The following is a 20,709-nucleotide window of genomic DNA, read 5'->3' as shown; positions in this document are numbered from 1 at the left end:
TCTAGAAGCGGCAACGGCAACCGCCTCTGCACTGCAATATGCCATAGCGCAGTTGAACCGGCAACTGCCTGCAGGGGGCACCAAGCAGCGCGCGCCTTCAGGATTTCCGGCTATGCCGGCAAACCGTCCAGGTACTGCCGCCGGATGGGTCATGCGAACCTGCGGCACGGACATCGAGACAGACGGGGTGTTTTAGAATGGCCGCCATGAGCGTGTATGACCACCGGCTGTGCGTGGCGCCAATGATGGACTGGACGGACCGCCACTGCCGCTATTTCCACCGCCTGCTGGCCCCGACGGCCTTTCTCTATACCGAGATGGTCACGGCTGATGCCGTCCTAAACGGCGATCGCCGGCGCCTGCTGGGCTTTGATCCGGCCGAGCGACCACTGGCGCTGCAGCTCGGCGGCAGCGATCCGCGCACGCTGGCGGCCAGCGCCGCAATCGCTGCCGCCTATGGCTATGACGAGATCAACCTCAACGTCGGCTGTCCCTCGGACCGCGTTCAACGCGGGCGCTTCGGTGCCTGTCTGATGAAAACGCCGGCGCTGGTCGAGCAGTGCGTTTCGGCCATGCAGGCAGTGGTAGCCCAACCGGTGACCGTGAAGACGCGCATCGGGGTCGATCAGTACGACAGCGAAGCGTTCCTGCTCGACTTCGTCGGCCGGCTGGTCGAAAGCGGGCTGCAGACGCTGATCGTGCATGCTCGCAAGGCCTGGCTGGAGGGTCTCAGCCCGAAGCAGAATCGCGAGGTTCCGCCGCTCGATTACGAACGCGTGGCGGCCGTGGCGCATGCCTTCCCGGATCTGGAGATCATCCTGAATGGCGGTATTCGCGACGTCGAGCTGGCGCTGGCGATGATGCAGCGCTTCGACGGCGTCATGCTCGGGCGTGCGGCCTACCGGGATCCCTGGATTCTGGCCGAGCTGTCTTCGCGGCTGGGTCAGCCGGCACCACCCTCGCGCGGGGCGGTCGTGGCGGCGATGGTTGGCTATGCCCGCGACCACCTGGCCGGTGGCGGTCGGCTGCAGCAGATCGTCCGTCACATGCTCGGCCTGTTTCGCGGCCAGCCCGGTGCCCGCCGCTGGCGCCAGGTGCTCAGCCAGAACATGCATCGCGCCGACGCCGGGCCCGAGCTGCTGTATGCGGCCTGCCCGGAGCCGTCCGGGGGCGCCGGCCCCCGCAAACCCGGGGAAGGCAGTCGCGCCCGTGCCGAGTCGTTCAGCGGTTCCCTGGCCGAATGACCGGTTTGCAGTCGATCGCTCAGAAAAAGGGGATTTGAACTGGCGCGCAAGTGGTCTAACATTGGCAACCTTTTTTGTTTTCGGGAGTAGTCCTGTGATTGTTCAGGATGCCGCAGAGTTTCGCGCGCAGATCGATGCTGGCTGGCTGAACAACGACAGCCTGGCCGTGCCGCGCGCGGTGTTTCTGGTCGAACCGACCGACTTCAGACTCAGCCGGCAGTCTGCGCGCGACAACACCTACATGGATCTCAGTGTCGACGTCGATCCGGCCCGTGCGCTTGACCAGCATCGCCGCCTCAGCGAGCGCATTTCCGCCTGCGGGGTTCCGCTGATCCGCTTCCCCGGGTTCGCTGAGACCCCCGATGACGTCTTTCCCAACAACGTCTTTGCCACGCGGCCGGGCCGGCTGATCATCGGCGCCATGCTTTATCCGGAACGGCAGCGTGAAGCGGCGCGTACCGACATTCGCGCGTTTTTTCGCGACCTGATGGGCTACGAGGAGATCGACCTGTCCAACCGTGACCTGGTTGCCGAACTGACCGGAGCGCTGGTGCTTGATCGGTCGCACCGGATTGGTTATTGCGGTCTCACCCGGCGCGTCGATGAAGCAGGCTGTCTGGCCATGCATGAGGCGTTCGATCTGGCCCTGACCTTCCGGTTTGACCTCAATCCGGACGAATACCACACCAATGTGGTCATGGCGATACTGGCTTCCCGGGCGCTGGTGATCTGTCCCGATGCCTTTGTCGACCCGGCTGTGCCCGAAGCCATCGCCTATGCCTACCCCGGTCACGTTCTCGAGCTGAGTGCGGCTGAAAAGGAGGCGTTTGCCGGCAATTGCATTGCGGTCAATTTCAGTGATCTGTTCCTGAGTCAAACGGCCCTGGATGCGCTTGCGCCGGAAAAGATCCGGGCGCTGGAGCGCTGGAACTTCAAGATTCACGGCGTCGAGCTCGACGAGATCGAAAAGGCTGGTGGCAGCCTGCGCTGCTGCGTTGCCGAGATCTATTAAGGAGCCTCTTACATGGACACCGCCCATTTTGCAAACGCCGTTGATCTGGAAGAGGAAGGTTCGATTGCACTCTTACATCCGGCCTGTAGTCGGGACTGATATCCCTGGCCCCTATGGTGTTCGCCGACGGGTCCCTATCTGAATAGCGAAGTCTTGGCTTCAAGAGGTTCCTCGGGTTTGGCCCGTCGCGGTCCGACCTGTCTTTCCATCTCATCGGTGCTGGCAATCGTGGTGGTGAACTCTCCTGTGTTTTTCCTCGGCCCGGGTAGTGGGGGCGCTGCTAGTGTACCCCGTCACTCATCTTGTAACTTATAGAGCACCGTACAAGCCCGAGCGCAAGGCGGCGCTCGCCGGGAAGGGTGGTGCCCTTTGCAAGAGCGTCAACGCCGCGATCGGGCTTGTACGGCGCTCCCGGTCGGGCGAGCGCCTCAGGGGCCATCTGCGGCGTTGCGATTGCTTGACGTAGCCCCACTACGCCGGCGCAATCGCGCCTTGCATCTGGCCCCTGAGGCACTCGCTATAAGTCACAAGATGAGTGACGGGGTACACTAGAGCGCCATGGGGCGATATCGTTCCTGACGGGTCAGCAACGCCCAGGCTACACGGGCATTGTGATTGGCCAGGGCGACTGCGGCCACATTGGGATGGCGTCGCTCCAGAAGTCTCGCCAGCCACGGGTTGCCGGGTGGTTTTCCGGCGGCCGTTCGCGCTCTCAAGTGACGCACGACGGCCCGGGCACCGTGGATCAGCAGTGTCCTGAGGTAGCGATCGCCCCGTTTGCTGATCCCCAGTAGTCGCTGGCGACCACCGGATGAGTCCTGCCGAGGCACCAGACCCAGGTAGGCGGCCAGTTCCCGCCCGTTGCGGAACGCTCGCCCATCACCAATCGCTGCCGCCAAAGCGGTGGCGGTCATCAGGCCAATGCCGGGGATCTCGGCCAGGCGTCGGCTGGCGTCGCTGTTGCGATGCCAGGTCTCAATCTGGTGTTCGAGTGCTTCAATGCGCTCATCCAGGGCTTGAAATTGCTCTGCCAGGGTGGCCAGCAGGTTGCGCGCCATCATGGGCAGCTCGTTGTCCCCGTCTTCCAGGACCTCCGGCAACCGCCGGCGCAGCACGTTGGAGCCAACGGGCACGGTGATGCCGAACTCCATCAGCACCCCACGTATGTGGTTGATCAGTGCGGTGCGTTGACTGACCAGCAATCGGCGGCTGTGGTGCAGGTGCAGTGCGGCCTGCTGCTCGGGCGATTTGGGCGTGACAAAGCGCATGCTGGGTCGCTGCACCGCTTCACAGATCGCCTCGGCATCGAGCGCGTCGGACTTGTTGGACTTGAGGTAGGGCTTGATGAAGCGTGCGGCCATGGGCCGGACCTCGTGACCGAGCGCGGTCAGCTTGCGAGCCCAGTAGTGCATGCCGCCGCAAGCCTCCATACCGATCAGGCAAGGCTGAAGGCGAGCGAAGAAAGGCAGGACCTGCGCCCGCCGCAACTGCTTGCGGCAGACCACCTGCCCGCCGTCATCCACGCCGTGTACCTGAAAAACGTTCTTTGCCAGGTCCAGACCGACTACGGTAATCTTGTCCATGGACATCGTCCTCCTGCGTGAGTTGATTGTTACCGACCCAACTGTGGCACATCGCGATGCCGAAGTCAGGAGGGCGGTGTCCATACCATCTGAACAACTCTGCGCGGAGTTGTTCAGAGGCTCCCTAAATCGTGACGCCGTTCCGGATTGCGGGACCTGGACTCGGCCAATTCAGCACCGATTAATCCCGCCGCGCTAGAATCGGTGCCTGACTGAACGATATGCTGCCATGAGCCGACTGCTCCGAAATGTCCTGATCGCGATTTCCCTGGCCACCGCGCTGGCCGTGTCAGCCTGGGCCATCACGCTGGAGGAAGCTGCCGCGCGCGTGGCCCGCGAGTACGACGCAAAGGTTGTATCCGCGCAAACGGTCGAGCGTGACGGGAAGCGTATTCACGTGATCCGGATTCTTACTCGCGAGGGCGTGGTGCGCACCATACGCGTGCCTGCCGACGAGGATTGAGGCAATGCGCATACTGGTCATCGAGGACGAAACCGAACTGCGCGAACTGCTGGGCCGGGCGCTCAAGCGCCAGGGCTTTGCCGTCGATCTGGCCGCCAACGGCATCGACGGGCTGCACCTGGCCACGGAGTATCCGATTGACCTGGCCATCATCGATCTGGGCCTGCCTGATCGCAGCGGCATGGAGATTGTCGATGAGCTGCGCCGGATGGAGCGCAGCTATCCGGTGCTGATTCTGACCGCCCGCTCGGAATGGCAGGACAAGGTCGAGGCGCTCGAAAAGGGCGCCGACGATTACGTCACCAAGCCGTTCCGGATTGAAGAGCTGATGGCGCGGGTGCAGGCCCTGTTGAGGCGCTCGGCCGGGCTCGCCAGCCCGAACGTCACTCTCGGCCCGCTGAGCGTCAATCTGTCCAGCCAGGACGCACGCGTCGAGGGACAGCGACTGGAGCTGACCGGTTTCGAGTACAAGGTGCTCGAGTACTTCGTGCTGCACCCGGGCCAGGTCGTCTCCAAGATGGAGCTCAACGAGCACCTCTATGACGAGGACGCCGATCCCGACAGTAACGTCATTGAAGTGATTATTGGCCGGTTACGGCGCAAGCTGGACCCGGACGGCCAGTGGCAGCCGATCGAAACCCTGCGCGGACGCGGCTATCGATTCCGGGCCGATGCCGGCTGAAACCGGTGGCCGGGGCCGGCGACGACTGGCCGCCACACCGCTGTTGTTCCGTCTTCTGGCTGGCGCTGGCCTGGCGCTGCTGCTGGCGCTGGCAATTACGGGCCTGGCCATCGACCGTGCCTTCGTGGGTGCTGCAGAGGACGCGATGCGCGAGCGTCTCGAGTCCGTGGTCTATCTCATCCTGTCGACGGTTGAAGTCGACGCGACCGGCCGACCGCACAGTCCGGAATCGTTGGCGGAGCCGCGCCTGAATCGCCCCGGGTCGACGCTGCATGGCGGTGCGCGCACCCCGTTCGGTTCATGGTCATCACCATCGCTGGTTGGCGTTGTCGACCCGCCGCAGGCGCCCCTGCTGGGGCGCAACGAGACGATTTTCAGCGGTCTTCAGGAAGGCGGCGCCTGGCACATATTCGCCCTCGGGCTGGGATGGGAGCAGGTCGACGGTCGCATTATCGAACTGACAATCTGGGCGGCCGAGGATCCCAATCGGCTGAAGATGCAGCTGTCGGGCTTTCGCGCGGACCTGGGCCGCTGGCTTGGCCTGGCCGCGGCCCTGATCATTGCCGTGCAGGGCGTTTTGCTGTGGCTGGTGCTGCGCCCGATGCGAAGGGTGGCCAGTGAGATTCGCGAGGTCGAAGCCGGCCGTCGCGAGCGTCTGGGCGGCGTCTATCCGCCCGAGCTGCGGCCGTTGACCGATAACCTCAATACGCTGCTCGACAGTGAACGCGACAATGCGCGCCGGCATCGTGAGGCCCTGGCGGATCTGGCCCACGCGCTCAAGACGCCGCTGGCCGTGGTGCGCGCCCGGCTGGAATCGTCCGCCGCTGCCGTGCCGGAGCTGTTCGAATCGCTTGACGATATGGATCAGATGATTCGTCGTCAGCTCGAGCGGGTTGCGCGCTCGACCCGTCGCGCGCTGCCGCCGGCAGTGCCGATCGTGCCCGTCGCCAGGCGCCTGGCCGGCTCGCTGCAGCGTCTGCATGTCGCCGACGGGCTGTCGATCGACGTCCAGGGCGACGAGACCCTTGCGGTGCGCATCGACGAGCGCGATCTGTGGGAACTGTGCGGCAACCTGATGGACAATGCCGCCAAGTACGGCCGTGGACGCATCAAGGTCGCCGTTCGGGGCGGTCCCCCAGGTTGCGGAGGGGATGGCGTGATTCTGGATATCGAGGATGATGGCCCTGGCTTTCCCGCGGGCCAGTTCGAGCAGTTGAGCGAACGCGGAAGGCGCGGTGACGAACGGCGGGACGGCCAGGGGCTGGGCCTGGCCATCGTCCGTGAGCTGGTCGAGGTCAATGGCGGTCGCATCGAGCTCGGCAGCAGCCGGCTTGGCGGTGCTCGGGTACGAGTGCGTTTTCCGCAAACGCGCTATGCTTCCCGCCCATGAGTGAGCGAGACGCCATGGGCAGACTGCTGGACATCATGATCCGGTTGCGTGACCGGCAAGCCGGGTGCCCATGGGATATGCAGCAGACCTTTCGCACGATTGCGCCCTACACCATCGAGGAGGCGCACGAGGTGGCCGATGCCATCGAGCGTGATGACCTTGAAGGTCTGCGCGACGAGCTGGGCGATCTCCTGTTCCAGGTCGTCTTTCATGCCCGCATGGCCGAGGAGCAGGGGGCGTTCACCTTCGACGACGTAGCACGGGCGATTGCCGACAAGCTGGAGCGCCGTCATCCGCACGTGTTCGGTGAAACTGAATATGCCTCGGCCGAAGTCCAGACCGCGGCCTGGGAAGACATCAAGGCCGCCGAACGCAGCGAGCGGGGCGAAAACGACGACAGTGCCCTGGCCGGCGTTTCCCGCGGCCTGCCGGCGCTGCGGCGCGCGGTCAAGCTGCAGAAGCGTGCCGCGCGCGTCGGCTTCGACTGGCCTGACATCGAGCCGATCTTCGGCAAGCTGGCCGAGGAGTCGGCCGAACTCCGGCAGGCGATTGCTGCCGGCGACGAGGACAATGTCGAAGAAGAGATCGGTGATCTGCTGTTTGTCATCACCAACCTGGCACGGAAACTCGAAGTGGATCCGGGCGGCGCGCTGCGGCGCAGCAATTACAAGTTCGAGCAGCGCTTTCGGCGGATGGAGGCTCTGGCGCAGGAGCGCGGGCTGACGCTGTCCGAGCTCGATGCCGGGGATCAGGAACAGCTCTACCAGGTTGCCCGGCGTCAGCTCAACCAGGCCTGACAGGCGACTTCGGTCCGGACCGCCGGGCCAAGGGATGGACGCCTTGGCGCTGCTGCCGGAGTTGGTGTATCGTCCGGTCATGGACCGGACAGCGACCCCAATGTGAGCAGCGAGCGCGACCGGCAGGCCACCGAGCTGGTCCGGGAGCTGGCCAGCCTGGAGCCGCGTCAATGCAGCGAGCGCCTGGAGTCCATTCGTCGCGACGATCCGGGGCTGGCCAACGCCGTGACTTCGCTGATGAACAGTCCCGAAGGTGACCACGCCCGGCAGTCGGCTTCAGTCCCGGATGGGCAATCCTGGATCGGGCGGCGGCTCGGGCCGTGGCTGCTGGTGCGGCGGATCGGCCAGGGCGGCATGGGCGAAGTGCTGCTCGCCGAACGGGCCGATGAGCGGTTCAGTGCGCGTGCCGCGATCAAGCTGGTGCGCATCGGCCCGGGCAAGGAGACGCTGCTGCAGCGGTTTCGTGCCGAGGGTCAGATTCTGGCGCAGCTCGATCACCCCGGCATCGCCCGCCTGCTGGATGCCGGCGCCACCGAAGAAGGCTGGCCCTACCTGGTCATGGAGTTCGTTGATGGCGAAACCATCGACCGCCATTGTCTGCGCACCGATTGCTCGCTGCGGCGCCGCCTTGACCTGTTTCTTCAGGTGTGTGATGCGCTGGAGCACGCCCATGCCGCGCTCGTGATTCACCGCGACCTCAAGCCGTCGAACATCATGGTCACCAGCGAGGGTCGCGTCAAACTGCTCGATTTTGGTATTGCCAAGCTGGTTCAGCCGACCACCGGAGAAACCGGCCATCGCACGGAAATGGCACTGACGCCGGCCTATGCCAGTCCGGAGCAGCTGCGCGGCGAGCCGACAACCACCGCGACCGATATCCATGCGCTCGGCCTGCTGCTGTATGAACTGCTGGCCGGTCGCAGCGCCTTTGCCGGAGCGGCAGACGGGACGGCGAGCTGGGCCAGGCGCATCGTGGCTGAAGCGCCGACGCCGCCGAGCAGCGCACTTGAGGGGGATCCTTCGCGAGCCCGGGCTATTCGGGGGGATCTCGATGCCATTGTGCTCAAGGCGCTTGAGAAGAAACCGGAGAAACGCTATCGCTCGGTCGAGCAGATGGCCGCCGACCTGCGCCGACATCTTGCCCGCTACCCGGTCCTGGCGCGCCAGGGTAACGCGCTCTACAGGCTGCGCCGCTATGTTTCGCGCAATCGTCTGCCGCTGGCGGCCGCCTGTGGCGTGGTCGTGCTGATTGCGGCGAGTATGCTGGCCGTCGTTCATCAGGGCCGAGTTGCGCAGGCCGAGCGAAGCCTGGCCGAACAGCGCTTTTCCCAGGTGCGGACCCTGGCCAACAGCATGCTGTTCGATATCTACGACGAAATAGCGCGATTGCCTGGCGCAACCCGTGCCGGCGAAAAGCTGGTCAGCCAGGCGCTGAGCTACCTGCAGTCGCTTGCCGAACACTCCAGTGACGATATCGAGCTGCTTCGGGAGCTGGCCTACGCCTACGAGCGAGTCGGCAATATCCAGGGTAACCCCTATCTCAACAATCTGGGTGATACCGCCGGCGCGCTGGCAAGTTTTCGGCAGGCGCTGGCCATGCGTCAGCGGGTCGTCGATCAGATTGAAGCCGTACCGGCCGGCGAGCGCCGCGAGGTCTACCGTGAGTTGGCCAGCGCACATGACCGCATCGGCGAGGTGCTGGCCTGGACCGGTGACCCGGGGGGGGCCCGGCAGGCGCATCTGGAGGCCCGCACCATTCGCGCCGAACGCCTTCCGGGCGCCGATGAGGATCCGGTTGTGGTCCGTGACTTGGCCACCTCGGATTTCAAGCTTGGCCAGCTTGAGCGCAACATGGGCAATCTCGAGCAGGCCCGGGCGTACCTTGACCGGAGTGCAGCAGGCTTCCGGCGCCTGCACGGCTACGATCCCGACGATGCGCATGCCCTGGGCGCCCTGAGTATCGTGCTCAATCAGCAGGGCGATCTGGCGCTGGCCGCGGGCGAGGGCGAGCGCGCCCATGAACTGTACCAGGAGTCCTATCGGCTCGGTTCACTGCGTGTGCAGGCCCGGCCTGACGATGCCGAAGCAGCGCGGGACCGCCTGATCAGCCTGTCGCGTGTCGGTGATGCGCTCACCGTTATGGGTGAGCACGAGCGCGCCCTTCGCGTTCACGAACAGGTCTACGAGCAAACGCGCCGGATGCTGGACAGCGACCCGGACAGCCGTCGGCTGCGGCGTGATCTGATCGTGGCCGACAACAAGCTGGCTGCCACCCACCGCAGCATGGGGCAGCTGCCGCAGGCGGCGGCCCGCATGTCGCGGGTCATCGCCAGTTCCGAGGCCCTGGCAGCCGGGGACAGCGCCAATCTGGCGGCGCAGATCGAGCTGGCGCGGGCGTTGCGCCGCAGCGCGGAGATTGCCGTCGAGGCCGAGAGCACCGCTGTTGCGGTCGACTTTCTCGAGCGTGCCGCAGCCCTTCTGGAGCAGCAGCGAACCCTGCACCCGGACAGCGAAGAAGTCGACGCTGAACGGATGGAGGTGGCTCGTGTTCGGCGTCGAATCGACTGAACCGGCCGCCTGCCGACGATTGGCGTCGGCCGGGGTCAGTGCCGTGACGGGCTGCCGCGCCCGGTTACCAGGCAAATGATCTCCTCTGCCAGATGGTCGGTATCGAGCGGACCGTCGGGCCGGTACCAATAGATGGTCCAGCCCAGTGCGCCGGTCAGCAGGCGACGGGTGATGAATGGGTCGGCCCTGATCAGGCCGGCCGCGCGCGCCGCCTCGAGCGCCTTGAGCCAGATCCGCTCATAGTCCTCGCGCAGCGCCAGCACCCGCGTCTGGTTCCCTTCTCCCAGGCTGTGCCACTGAAAGAACGCCACGGCCACGCCGTCGCGGGTGTCGCCGTGGAGCAGGTCCAGCTCGGTCCGGACCAGTGCGCGCAGGCGTTCGAGCGGAGCAGTTGCCGAGCAACCTGCCGCCTGCAGCCTTTCGGTCATGGCTTCGATGGTGGTGGTCATGACCGCCATCAGAATGTCTTCCTTGCTGGCGAAGTGGTGGAACACGCTGCCGGACAGAATGCCGACGGCGTCTGCCAGCTGGCGCACCGAAGTGCGCTCATAGCCGCGCTGGCGAAACAGCCGCGCGGCGGCGGCAATCAGCCGGTCTCGGCGGTCATCAAGGCGCGGTGTTCGATTCATGGTCCAGCTTGCCGACGGGCTTCCAGCATGGCGCAATTCTAGAGGATGCTTGTCAACCAAGCAAGCGCTTGGTAGACTAGCGCCACCATCCTTGTACGGCACCGGCATAGCGCATGGCTCACGACCGCACGATTCGAATTGGCTGCGCCTCGGCGTTCTGGGGCGATTCACAGACCGCCGCGGCCCAGCTGGTGGATCAGGGCGATCTTGACTACCTGGTGTTCGACTACCTGGCCGAAGTCACGATGTCGATCCTGGCCGGCCAGCGCATGAAGGATGCCGGTGCCGGGTATGCGCGCGACTTTGTCGACACCGCCATGACACCGCTGCTTGGCGAGATCGCCGGGCAGAAACTGACCGTGATCGCCAACGCCGGCGGCGTCAATCCGCTGGCCTGTCGTGATGCACTCGCCGCAGCCTGCGATCAGGCCGGCGTCAGGCTGCGCATAGCCGTCGTGCTCGGTGATGATCTGTCCCGGCGCCAGGACGAACTGCGCCAGCTGGGGCTGCGTGAAACGCACACTGGCCGGGAACTCCCGCCGTTTCTGGTCAGCGCCAACGCCTACCTTGGAGCGCAGCCGGTCGCAGCCGCGCTGGCTGAAGACGCCGATGTGATCATCACGGGGCGAGTGACCGACTCGGCGCTGGTGCTGGGTGCGCTGGTGCATGAATTCGCCTGGGAATGGGACGACTTTGATCGCCTGGCCGCCGGTTCGCTGGCCGGCCACCTGATTGAATGCGGCACCCAGGCCACTGGCGGCAATTTCACCGACTGGGACGACATTCCCGGCTATGAGCAGATGGGTTTTCCGATCGTGGAAGTCGCCGCCGACGGCCAGTTCGTGGTCACCAAGCCGCCGCAGACCGGTGGCCGGGTCACGCCGGCGACCGTCGGCGAGCAGCTGGTCTACGAAATCGACGATCCGCGTGACTACCGGCTGCCCGACGTGATCTGTGATTTCAGTGAGGTGACGCTGACCCAGGCGGGCAAGGATCGCGTGCAGGTCTCGGGCGCGCGCGGCCGTGCACCGACCGATACGCTCAAGGTCGCGGCAACCTGGCCGGACGGCTATCGCTGCGTAGCGCTGTTCATGATCGGTGGGCTGCAGGCAGCGGCCAAGGCGCGGCGGGTCGCGGAGGCCATTGTCGCGAAGAGTGAGTCGCTGCTGGCCGCTCAGGGTTTCGCGGGCCTGTCGGAAACGAGTATTGAGGTGCTCGGCTCGGAAGCGACTTACGGTGCGCGCGGTCGTCGCGACGATACCCGGGAGGTGGTCGTCAAGATCGGTGTGCGGCATCCTGAAAAGCGTGCGCTGGTGCTGTTTACGCGCGAAATTGCCCAGGCCGCGACCGCGATGGCGCCTGGCATCACCGGCTACGTCGGCGGTCGCCCGCAGGTCCATCCCCTGATCCGTCTGTTCAGCTTTCTGCTCCCGTCCGACCGGGTCCGGCCAACCGTGGTGATCGATGACCGGGAGCAGCCGGTGAAGCTGGTCGCAACGGCTGCCGTGACGGCGCTTCCCGGGGCCCATCCTCCGCCGCAGCCCGAGGGCAGCGCAGATGCCAGCGTGCCGCTGATTGCGCTGGCCTGGGCGCGCAGCGGCGACAAGGGCAATCATGCCAACATCGGTGTTATTGCGCGCCGGCCGGACTACCTGCCCTGGATCGCGGCAAGCCTGACGGAGCGAGCAGTTTCAGAGTGCTTTGCCCACCTGCTGGAAGGCCCGGTCCAGCGCTGGTACCTGCCGGGTATCAATGCGCTCAACTTCCTGTTGACCGACTGTCTCGGTGGCGGCGGCGTCGCCAGTCTGCGCATGGACCCGCAAGGCAAGGCATTCGCCCAGATGCTGCTTGACTGGCCGATTGCCGTTCCCCGGCACCATGCCGGGCAAGTCGAAGAACTGACCTTGAGGAAGACATGAACTATCGAAGCGTGTTTCGCGCCGACCTGTTTGCCGGGCGCACCGTGGTGGTGACCGGCGGCGGTTCCGGAATTGGCCGGTGCACGGCCCACGAGCTGGCTGCCCTGGGCGCACAGGTTGTTGTAGTCGGTCGCCGCTCCGCCCCGCTGGAGGCTGTGGTCGCCGAGATTGCCGAAGACGGCGGTCGGGCCGATCTGGGGGTCTGTGATATCCGCGACGCCGACGCGGTGGCCGGCATGGTAGCGGACATCATCGAGCGGCACGGAGCGATTCACGGCCTGTTCAACAATGCCGGGGGTCAGTTTCCCGCCCCGCTGGAGGAAATCAGCCCGAACGGCTTTGAGTCGGTGGTTCGCACCAACCTGACCGGCGGATTCCTGATGATGCGCGAGGTTTATCGTCGCTCGATGCAACGTCACGGCGGCGCCATTGTCAACATGCTGGCCGATATGTGGTCGGGCATGCCCGGCATGGCGCATTCCGGGGCTGCCCGGGCGGGCATGGGTAATCTGACCCGGACGGCCGCCGTGGAGTGGGCCCGGAGCGGAGTGCGGGTCAATGCCGTGGCGCCGGGCTGGATCGCATCCAGCGGCCTGGACACCTACGAGGGCGCGGCCAGGGCCCTGATACCCATGCTGGAGAAGTCCGTGCCCCTGAAACGCCTCGGCCGGGAGGACGAAGTCAGCGCGGCCGTGGTGTTTCTGCTCAGCGATGCCGCGGCTTTCATCTCCGGAGAACTGATGCGCGTTGACGGTGCCGGTTCGCTGGGCGGGCGTGTCTGGCCGCTGGCCGATCATGACCGCTCAAAGCCCTTCGATGCCTTTCACCGCGGCGAGCTGCCGGAGGTCCTCAAGCCATGACCGCGCTGCAATCGACCATCGATACTCGCGGCGATGAGTTTGTCGCCAACCGTGAGCAGATGCTCGAGCAAATTGGCCGGATCAAGGCGATACGAGACGCGATAGGCGAACGCGAGGACGGCGCTCGCGAGAAGTTTGAGCGGCGCGGGCAGCTGCTGCCGCGCGAACGTCTCGGCCTGCTGCTCGATCCCGGTGCCGCGTTCATCGAGCTGTGCGATCTGGCCGGTTACCGCATGTACGACGACCGCGACGGATCGACTGCCGGTGGTGGTTCGATCGCCGGCATCGGCGAGGTCGCCGGCATGCCGGCGGTAGTGACGGCCTCCAACAGCGCCATCAAGGGCGGCACGATTTCGCCGATCGGACTGAAGAAGGGGTTGCGGTTGCAGCAGATTGCGCTGGAAAACCGCCTGCCCATGATCAGTCTGCTCGAGTCCGGCGGCGCCAATCTCAACTACCAGTCCGAGCTGTTTGTCGAGGGCGCCCGGTCGTTCGCCAACCAGGCGCGACTCTCGGCGGCCGGTATCCCGCAGATCACTGTCGTGCACGGCAACGCCACCGCTGGCGGGGCCTATGTGCCCGGCCTGTCGGACTATGTGGTGATGGTTCGGGATCGCGCCCGCGTCTACCTGGCCGGGCCGCCGCTGGTCAAGGCGGCCACGGGAGAAGCGGCCGATGACGAGTCGCTGGGCGGAGCGGACATGCATGCCACCACCACCGGCACCGCCGAGTGGACCGCGGTTGACGATGCGGATGGTATTCGTCAGGCGCGCCTGATCGCCGGAACGCTCGTGCCGCGCTTTGGCAAACGGCTGTCCAGGCCGGATGCCGAGCCGCCGCTGTTCGATGCCGGAGAACTGCTCGGTATCGTACCGACCGACCCGCGACGGCCCTACGATGTGCGTGAGATCGTGGCGCGCCTGGCGGATGGTTCGATGTTTCTCGATTTCAAGCGCAGCTACGACGAGCAGACGGTGTGTGGCTTTGCGGCCATAGAGGGTCATGAGGTCGGCATGATTGGTAACAACGGCCCCATCACCACCCATGGGGCGACCAAGGCCGCACAGTTCATCCAGCTGTGCTGCCAGTCCGGCAGGCCGCTGGTCTACCTGCAGAATACGACCGGCTACATGGTCGGCAGTGACGCCGAGCAGCACGGCATCGTCAAGCATGGCTCGAAGATGATTCAGGCGGTGGCCAATGCGACGGTTCCCCAACTCACCGTGCTGGTCGGCGGCTCGTTTGGTGCCGGCAACTACGGCATGTGCGGACGCGGTCTGGACCCGCGCTTCATCTTTGCCTGGCCAAACGCGCGCATTGGTGTAATGGGTGGCGAGCAGGCGGCCCGGGTCATGGCCATCATTACCGAACAGAAGCATGCCCGCGCCGGTGAACCCGTCGATCCGGCCGTGCTGGAGATGATCACCGGGCAGATCCGCGACAAGATCGATGCCGAGTCGAGCGCGCTGTTTGCCACCGCCCGACTATGGGATGACGGCATCATCGATCCGCGCGACACCCGCCGCGTGCTCGGGCTTTGCCTGAACCTGTGTGCCGAAGCCGCCGTGCGCGAGCTTCGACCCAACAGCTTTGGCGTGGCGCGGTTTTGAGGTTCAAAAAGGCGAAAGGCGAAAGGTGAAAGGGAGAACTGGCAAACCTAATGAGTCAACGAACATGAAATGGACTGACGAACATCGCGAGCTGCGCCGCACCGTGGCACGCTTCGTGGAATCCGAAATCAACCCCCACGTTGATGCCTGGGAAGCGGCCGGCCGGTTTCCGGCCCATGAGCTGTTCGGGAAACTGGGCGAGTTGGGTCTGCTGGGCATTACCAAGCCCGAAGAGTACGGCGGCATGGGCCTGGACTTCAGCTATTCGATCGTGATGGCCGAGGAGCTGGGGGCCGCCCGCTGCGGTGCGGTGCCCATGGCCATTGGCGTGCAGACCGACATGGCAACACCGGCGCTGGCCCGCTTTGGATCCGCCGAGCTCAAGCGCGAGTTTCTCGCGCCCACCATTGCCGGTCGGATGGTGGTCGGTCTGGGCGTGAGCGAACCGCACGCCGGCTCGGATGTTGCCAATATCAAGACCACGGCCAAGAAAGCCGATGATGACTACGTTATCAACGGCACCAAGATGTGGATGACCAACGGCCTGCAGGCCGACTGGATCTGCCTGCTGGCCAAGACCGGCGGCGATAGCCGTCACAACGACAAGTCGCTGATCGTGGTGCCGACCGATGCCGCCGGAATCACCCGCTCCAGCCCGCTGGACAAGCTTGGCATGCGCTCGTCGGATACCGCACAGGTTTTTTTCGATGATGTGCGGGTGCCGCAGCGCTTCTGCATCGGCGAGGAAGGTCTGGGGTTCATGTACCAGATGCTGCAGTTCCAGGAAGAGCGCCTGTGGGGCGCGGCCAGCACGCTCAAGGGCCTGGAGTTGCTGATCAACGAAACGATCGACTATACCCGCAGCCGCACTGCCTTCGGCAAGCCCGTGCTCGAAAACCAGGTGGTGCACTACCGCCTGGCCGAACTGGCCACCGAAATCGAGGCGCTCAGGGCCCTGGTCTATTCGGCCTGCGAGGTCCACGTCGGCGGCGGTGATGCCACTCGCCTGGCGTCGATGGCCAAGCTCAAGGCCGGTCGCCTGTCGCGTGAAGTCGCCGATGCCTGCATGCAGTACTGGGGCGGTCAGGGTTACATGTGGGAGTCGGTGGTCGCGCGCGCCTATCGCGACAACCGCCTGGTCTCGATCGGTGGTGGCGCCGATGAAATCATGCTGGCGATCATCTGCAAGCAGATGGGCATTCTGCCGAAAGGCTAAAGGCTGAAGGCGAAAGGTTAAAGGGTGAACGGGATGGGGGTGGAAAGTGGAGGCGAGAAGTGTTTGGGGGCGCTTTGGGTTCGGGCCGGTTGGTTGGAACCCGCAGGCTGCCTTTGAGTGCCGTAAACCGTAAACAGTAGAAACAAGCCATGAAGACGTTGAAAACCCGGATTGAAAACGGTTGTTTTTGGATCACGCTGAATCGCCCGGAAGCGCGCAATGCGCTGTCGCGGCAGATGGTTGCCGAGCTGGAGCAGGCGATTGAGCAAGCCGAGAGCGACGGGGCCGTGCAGACCGTCGTGCTGGTCGGGGCCGGCGGGCACTTCTGTGCCGGGGCCGATCTGGCCGACATGGCTGCCGCACGGGTCGAGGCCGGCGACGATCCCGAGGCCATGGCGGCGATCAACCGCAGGTTCGGCCGTCTGATCGAAAGCCTGGATGCCAGCTCCAGGACGGTCGTGGCTGGCGTGGACGGTTCGGCTTTCGGCGGTGGTGTAGGGCTGGCCTGTGTGGCCGATGTCTGCTTGATGACGCGCCAGGCCAGACTCGGCCTGCCCGAGGTCACGCTGGGACTGCCGCCGGCACAGATCATACCTTTCGTCGTCGGTCGGGTCGGACTGTCTGAGGCTCGCCGCCTGGCGCTGACCGGCACGCGTATCCATGGCGACGAGGCCTTCCGCATCGGCCTGGCCCATGTCCTGGCCGACAACAGCGAAGCCCTGGAGCTCATGTTGACTCAAACCGTGGATCAGATCCGGCGCTGTGCGCCGGACGCCTCGCGACAGACCAAGGCGCTATTGCGCGCCACCGTCGACAGCCCGACCGCCGAACTCCTCGACCGGGGTGCCCGCATCTTCGCCGAAGCCGCAATGGGCGCGGAAGCCATCGAAGGCACTCGCGCATTCATGGAGAAACGCCGGCCCGACTGGCTGGAGGCGAGAAGGAAACCCGAATCCTGATGTCCTTTCATACCATCCTGATTGCCAACCGCGGCGAGATTGCCTGCCGCATCATCCGCACGGCGCGGGCGCAGGGTTACCGCACCGTGGCGGTGTACAGCCCGGCCGATGCCGATGCGCCGCACGTGCGACAGGCTGATGTGGCCGTTGCACTTGATGGCAATGCGCCGCGCGACTCCTATCTCGACCGTGAGCAGCTGCTGGCTGCCGCCAGGCGGTCCGGTGCCAACGCCGTCCATCCCGGCTACGGTTTTCTGGCCGAGAATGACGCCTTTGCCCGGGAGGTGATCGAGGCCGGGCTGGTCTGGATCGGACCGCCGCCGGAGGCCATTGCGGCGATGGGCAACAAGCGCCAGGCCAAGGCGCTGATGGAAGCCGCCCGGGTGCCTGTCATCCCCGGTGCGCGCGTGGCCGGTGACGATGCCGCAGCGCTGGAGCAGGCAGCGCTCCAGACCGGACTGCCGGTGATGGTCAAGGCGGCTGCCGGCGGCGGCGGCAAGGGCATGCGCCTGGTCGACGTCGAGGCCGATCTGGCCGAGGCCCTGCGTGCAGCGGCCAGCGAGGCGCGCAGCAGCTTCGGAAGCGATGAATTGATCATCGAGCGGGCGCTGGTTGATGCCCGCCACGTGGAAGTCCAGGTCTTTGCCGATGCGCACGGAAACGTCATTCACCTCGGCGAGCGGGACTGCTCCATGCAGCGTCGCCATCAGAAAATCGTCGAGGAGTGCCCGTCGCCGGCAGTCGATGCGGACCTGCGCCAGGCCATGGGTGAGGCAGCTATAGCTGCAGCGCGCGCGATTGGCTACGTGGGTGCCGGCACCGTGGAGTTCCTGCTCGAGTCAGATGGCCGGTTTCACTTTCTGGAGATGAACACCCGGCTGCAGGTCGAGCATCCGGTGACCGAACTGGTGACGGGTCATGACCTGGTCGCCTGGCAGCTCGACATCGCGACGGGCCGGGCGCTGCCGGTGGATCAGGACGACATCGTCATCCAGGGGCACGCCATCGAGGTGCGCCTTTACGCCGAGGCACCGGAGCAGGGTTTTCTGCCCCAGACCGGGCGGCTGCTGGCCTGGCGGGTGCCCGCCAGCGATGGCGTGCGCGTTGATTCCGGTGTGGCGGCCGGACAGCTTGTGGCGGCCTACTACGACCCGCTGCTGGCCAAGATCATTGCCAGCGGCCCGGACCGGGAGACTGCCCGGCGTCGCCTTGTGCGGGTCCTGGAAAGGACCGTAGCGCTGGGTTTGCGCACCAACCGTGCCGGATTGATCCGGGCCCTGAACCATCCGGAATTTGTTGCCGGAACCGTCACCACCGCGTTCGTCGAGCGCTATGGCCATGCCGTATTCGATGAACCGGATGCCGGCGAGATGGTCGCCGTCGGCGCAGCACTGCTCAGCGGCGCGGGCCGATCCGCCTGGGCAGCCGCCCGCGTGTCCCGTCGGCTCCGTCTGATCGTTGATAGCGGCAGCGGGCCGGTCGAGCGCATCGTTCGGGTCACGGGTGAAGGCGGCTGCCTGGTCGTCGAGCTTGACGACCGCCAGGTCGTTCTTGACGCGATTAGGCGGTCCGGTGGGCAGGTGGAGTATGTCACCGACGGCTGTCACCGGCGTTGCCGGTTCGTGGAGACCCGCCGGGGCGGCTGGCTGGCCGCCGACGCGACCGATGTGTTGCTGCATGATCTGACGCTGGCGCCACCGGACACGGCCAAGGCGCCGTGCGGGGAGGGACGGCTGGTCGCGCCCATGGACGGCACCGTCGTTGCAGTACTGGCCGAGGAGGGCGAGACGGTCTGTCGGGGCCAGCCGGTCGTGGTGATGGAGGCGATGAAGATGGAAACCACCTTGCGCGCCGATATCGACGGGCAACTCGCCTCACTCGGCCTGTCGGCTGGCGACAGCCTGCGCAAGGGCCAGACCGTCGCGGTGATCGAATCGGAAGCGGACCGCCATGACGACTGAGAACCGGATTCGATGGTCTTCGCTTGTCCGCGGCGCCCTGCCGCTGGTGGGTCGTCTGCCGCAGGTTGTGCGCGGACACCGGCTGACCAACACCGGAGCGGTCGACCGTCGTTACTCGATCGGCTCGGTGCTCGAGGACAATGCCCGCCGCCACGCCGACCGACCGGCGCTGCGATTCGAAGGCCAGGACATCAGCCACGCCGAGCTTAACGATCGTGCCAACCGTATCGCTCACCGGCTGGCCGAGGCCGGCATCGGCCACGGTGACCGGGTGGGCGTGCTGATGGAGAACGGCCCGGCGCTGATTATGTCTGTTGCCGGCATTGTCAAGCTGGGTGCGGTTGCAGTCGTGCACAATCACCGCCTGCCGCCGCCGGCGCTGGCGCATTGCCTGAACCTGGCGCCGGCACGCGTGATGATTGTCGGCGCTGACGCCGTGGGCACCTGGCAAGCCAGCGCTGACTTGGTCCGCGCGAGCTCGCCGGAAGCGCTGCTGTGGGTGGCGGACTGTCCGGACGATCGCCCGCCCGAAGGCTGGCGTGATTTGCTGGCGGAACTGGACGGCTATCCCTGCGTCAATCCGGCCGCAACGGCCGCGGTCCGGCTCGGCGATGAATGTTTCTATGTGTTTACATCCGGAACCACTGGCCTGCCCAAGGCTGCCGTCATCCGCCATATCCGCTGGATCAAGGCCATGGGCGCGTTCGGGTACATGGCGCTGGGTCTGAAACCCGGCCAGGCCCTCTACAACGTGCTGCCGTTCTATCACAACACTGCCCTGGCGGTTGGCTGGTCGGCCTGTGCCGCGACCGGCGCCTGTCTGGCCATCGGGCGACGCTTTTCGGCCTCGGGTTTTTTCGATGAGATGCGCGCCAACCGGGCCAGCGGTTTTGTCTATATCGGCGAGCTGTGCCGGTTTCTGCTCAATCAGCCGACCTCCGCGCGGGATCGTGATCACGCTGCCCGTGTCATGGTGGGCAATGGACTGCGGCCGGATATCTGGTGCGAGTTCAAGCAGCGATTCGGCATCGAGCGGGTCTACGAGCTCTACGGCGCCAGCGAGGCCAACATCGCTTTTTTCAATATTTTCAACCAGAACCGCACCGTGGGGTTCTGCCCAGCCGACTACGCACTGGTTGCCTGTGACCCCGAGACCGGCGAGCTGCGGCGCACGGCCGAGGGTTGGCTGATTCGGGTCGGGCCGGGCGAGGTCGGTCTGCTGATCGGCAAAGTGACCGAGTCCTATCCCTACGACGGCTATACCGATCAGGCGGCCAGCGAGGAAAAACTGATTCGCAATGCCTTCGAGTCAGGCGATGCCTGGTTCAACACCGGCGACCTGCTCATGGACCTGGGATTCCGGCATGCGCGCTTCGTCGATCGTCTCGGGGATACCTATCGCTGGCGCGGGGAGAACGTGGCCACGACCGAAGTCGAGTCGGTCGCCATGGCGCTGGCTGAAATCGAGCAGGCGGTCGCCTACGGCGTTGAAGTGCCCGGCGCCGAGGGTCGTGCCGGTATGCTCGCCTTCCGGCTGGCCCCTGCGGTCACGGTCGAGCGGGTCATCGCTGGCCTGGCCGAGCAGTTCCGCAACCACCTTGCTGATTATGCCATTCCCGTGTTTCTGCGCCAGGTCGAGTCGCTCGACGCCACGGGCACGTTCAAATTCGTCAAGGCCGATCTGAAGCGCGAAGGCTTCGATCGCGCGCAGGTCGAAGACCCGCTCTGGATCCGCCTGCCCGGTCACGACACCTACACGCCCCTGACTGACGAGCACGAGCAGAACCTGAAAAATGCCGACCTGGGATATTGAAGC

Annotated in this window: 16 protein-coding genes; 14 read left to right on the top strand and 2 right to left on the bottom strand. The window is 65.4% G+C overall.

From position 1 onward, the window contains the following. Positions 1–197 precede the first annotated feature (197 nt). Positions 198–1,244, top strand: coding sequence for a tRNA dihydrouridine(20/20a) synthase DusA (gene dusA / locus HND55_12680; protein ID QKK03440.1), 1,047 nt, complete (start codon positions 198–200; stop codon positions 1,242–1,244). 94 nt (positions 1,245–1,338) lie between these two features. Next, positions 1,339–2,256: an amidinotransferase gene (locus HND55_12675; protein QKK03439.1), complete on the top strand. Its 918-nt coding sequence runs from the start codon at positions 1,339–1,341 to the stop codon at positions 2,254–2,256. A gap of 548 nt (positions 2,257–2,804) precedes the next feature. Here HND55_12675 and HND55_12670 read toward each other — a convergent pair. After that, the gene (locus tag HND55_12670) at positions 2,805–3,845 is read right to left on the bottom strand and encodes an IS110 family transposase (protein ID QKK03438.1); all 1,041 of its coding nucleotides are present in this window, start codon (positions 3,843–3,845) and stop codon (positions 2,805–2,807) included. Between the two features lie 223 nt (positions 3,846–4,068). Here HND55_12670 and HND55_12665 point away from each other — a divergent pair, with 223 nt between their 5' ends. The 5 genes from HND55_12665 (at position 4,069) to HND55_12645 (ending at position 9,739) form a co-directional block, all read left to right on the top strand. Beyond that, complete coding sequence (locus HND55_12665) at positions 4,069–4,302, top strand: hypothetical protein (GenBank protein QKK03437.1); 234 nt, start codon at positions 4,069–4,071, stop codon at positions 4,300–4,302. Positions 4,303–4,306: 4 nt separating this feature from the next. Next, a complete protein-coding gene (locus tag HND55_12660; GenBank protein ID QKK03436.1) occupies positions 4,307–4,984 on the top strand; it encodes a response regulator transcription factor in 678 nt (225 codons plus the stop codon). Continuing rightward, positions 4,974–6,374: a hypothetical protein gene (locus HND55_12655; GenBank protein QKK03435.1), complete on the top strand. Its 1,401-nt coding sequence runs from the start codon at positions 4,974–4,976 to the stop codon at positions 6,372–6,374. The genes HND55_12660 and HND55_12655 overlap by 11 nt, the downstream gene beginning before the upstream one ends. After that, positions 6,371–7,171: a nucleoside triphosphate pyrophosphohydrolase gene (gene mazG, locus HND55_12650; protein ID QKK03434.1), complete on the top strand. Its 801-nt coding sequence runs from the start codon at positions 6,371–6,373 to the stop codon at positions 7,169–7,171. Before HND55_12655 ends, mazG begins: the two co-directional genes overlap by 4 nt. 102 nt (positions 7,172–7,273) lie before the next feature. Continuing rightward, on the top strand, positions 7,274–9,739 hold the full coding sequence (locus HND55_12645) for a serine/threonine protein kinase (protein ID QKK03433.1): 2,466 nt from the start codon (positions 7,274–7,276) through the stop codon (positions 9,737–9,739). 35 nt (positions 9,740–9,774) lie between these two features. Here HND55_12645 and HND55_12640 read toward each other — a convergent pair whose 3' ends face one another. Next, a complete protein-coding gene (locus HND55_12640; protein QKK03432.1) occupies positions 9,775–10,368 on the bottom strand; it encodes a TetR/AcrR family transcriptional regulator in 594 nt (197 codons plus the stop codon). 113 nt (positions 10,369–10,481) lie between these two features. Here HND55_12640 and HND55_12635 point away from each other — a divergent pair, with 113 nt between their 5' ends. From HND55_12635 to HND55_12605, 7 genes are all read left to right on the top strand, one after another. Beyond that, positions 10,482–12,287, top strand: coding sequence for a DUF1446 domain-containing protein (locus HND55_12635; GenBank protein ID QKK03431.1), 1,806 nt, complete (start codon positions 10,482–10,484; stop codon positions 12,285–12,287). Then, entirely contained in the window at positions 12,284–13,147 is an 864-nt protein-coding gene (locus tag HND55_12630; protein QKK03430.1) for an SDR family oxidoreductase, read from the top strand. Before HND55_12635 ends, HND55_12630 begins: the two co-directional genes overlap by 4 nt. After that, positions 13,144–14,757 (top strand): acyl-CoA carboxylase subunit beta, encoded by a 1,614-nt coding sequence (locus tag HND55_12625; protein QKK03429.1) that lies wholly within the window; start codon positions 13,144–13,146, stop codon positions 14,755–14,757. Before HND55_12630 ends, HND55_12625 begins: the two co-directional genes overlap by 4 nt. Positions 14,758–14,821: 64 nt before the next feature. Beyond that, positions 14,822–15,973: an acyl-CoA dehydrogenase gene (locus HND55_12620; protein ID QKK03428.1), complete on the top strand. Its 1,152-nt coding sequence runs from the start codon at positions 14,822–14,824 to the stop codon at positions 15,971–15,973. A gap of 149 nt (positions 15,974–16,122) precedes the next feature. Continuing rightward, positions 16,123–16,932 (top strand): enoyl-CoA hydratase/isomerase family protein, encoded by an 810-nt coding sequence (locus HND55_12615; GenBank protein QKK03427.1) that lies wholly within the window; start codon positions 16,123–16,125, stop codon positions 16,930–16,932. Continuing rightward, positions 16,932–18,893: an ATP-grasp domain-containing protein gene (locus HND55_12610; GenBank protein ID QKK03426.1), complete on the top strand. Its 1,962-nt coding sequence runs from the start codon at positions 16,932–16,934 to the stop codon at positions 18,891–18,893. Before HND55_12615 ends, HND55_12610 begins: the two co-directional genes overlap by 1 nt. Beyond that, positions 18,883–20,706, top strand: a complete 1,824-nt coding sequence (locus tag HND55_12605) for a long-chain-acyl-CoA synthetase (GenBank protein ID QKK03425.1) — start codon at positions 18,883–18,885, stop codon at positions 20,704–20,706. Before HND55_12610 ends, HND55_12605 begins: the two co-directional genes overlap by 11 nt. Positions 20,707–20,709 lie beyond the last annotated feature (3 nt).

The sequence above is a fragment of the Pseudomonadota bacterium genome (genome assembly GCA_013285445.1).
GTDB lineage: Bacteria > Pseudomonadota > Gammaproteobacteria > Xanthomonadales > Wenzhouxiangellaceae > Wenzhouxiangella.
Note: the sequence above shows the minus strand (reverse complement) of the source record. Positions and strands in the feature narration are given on the sequence as shown.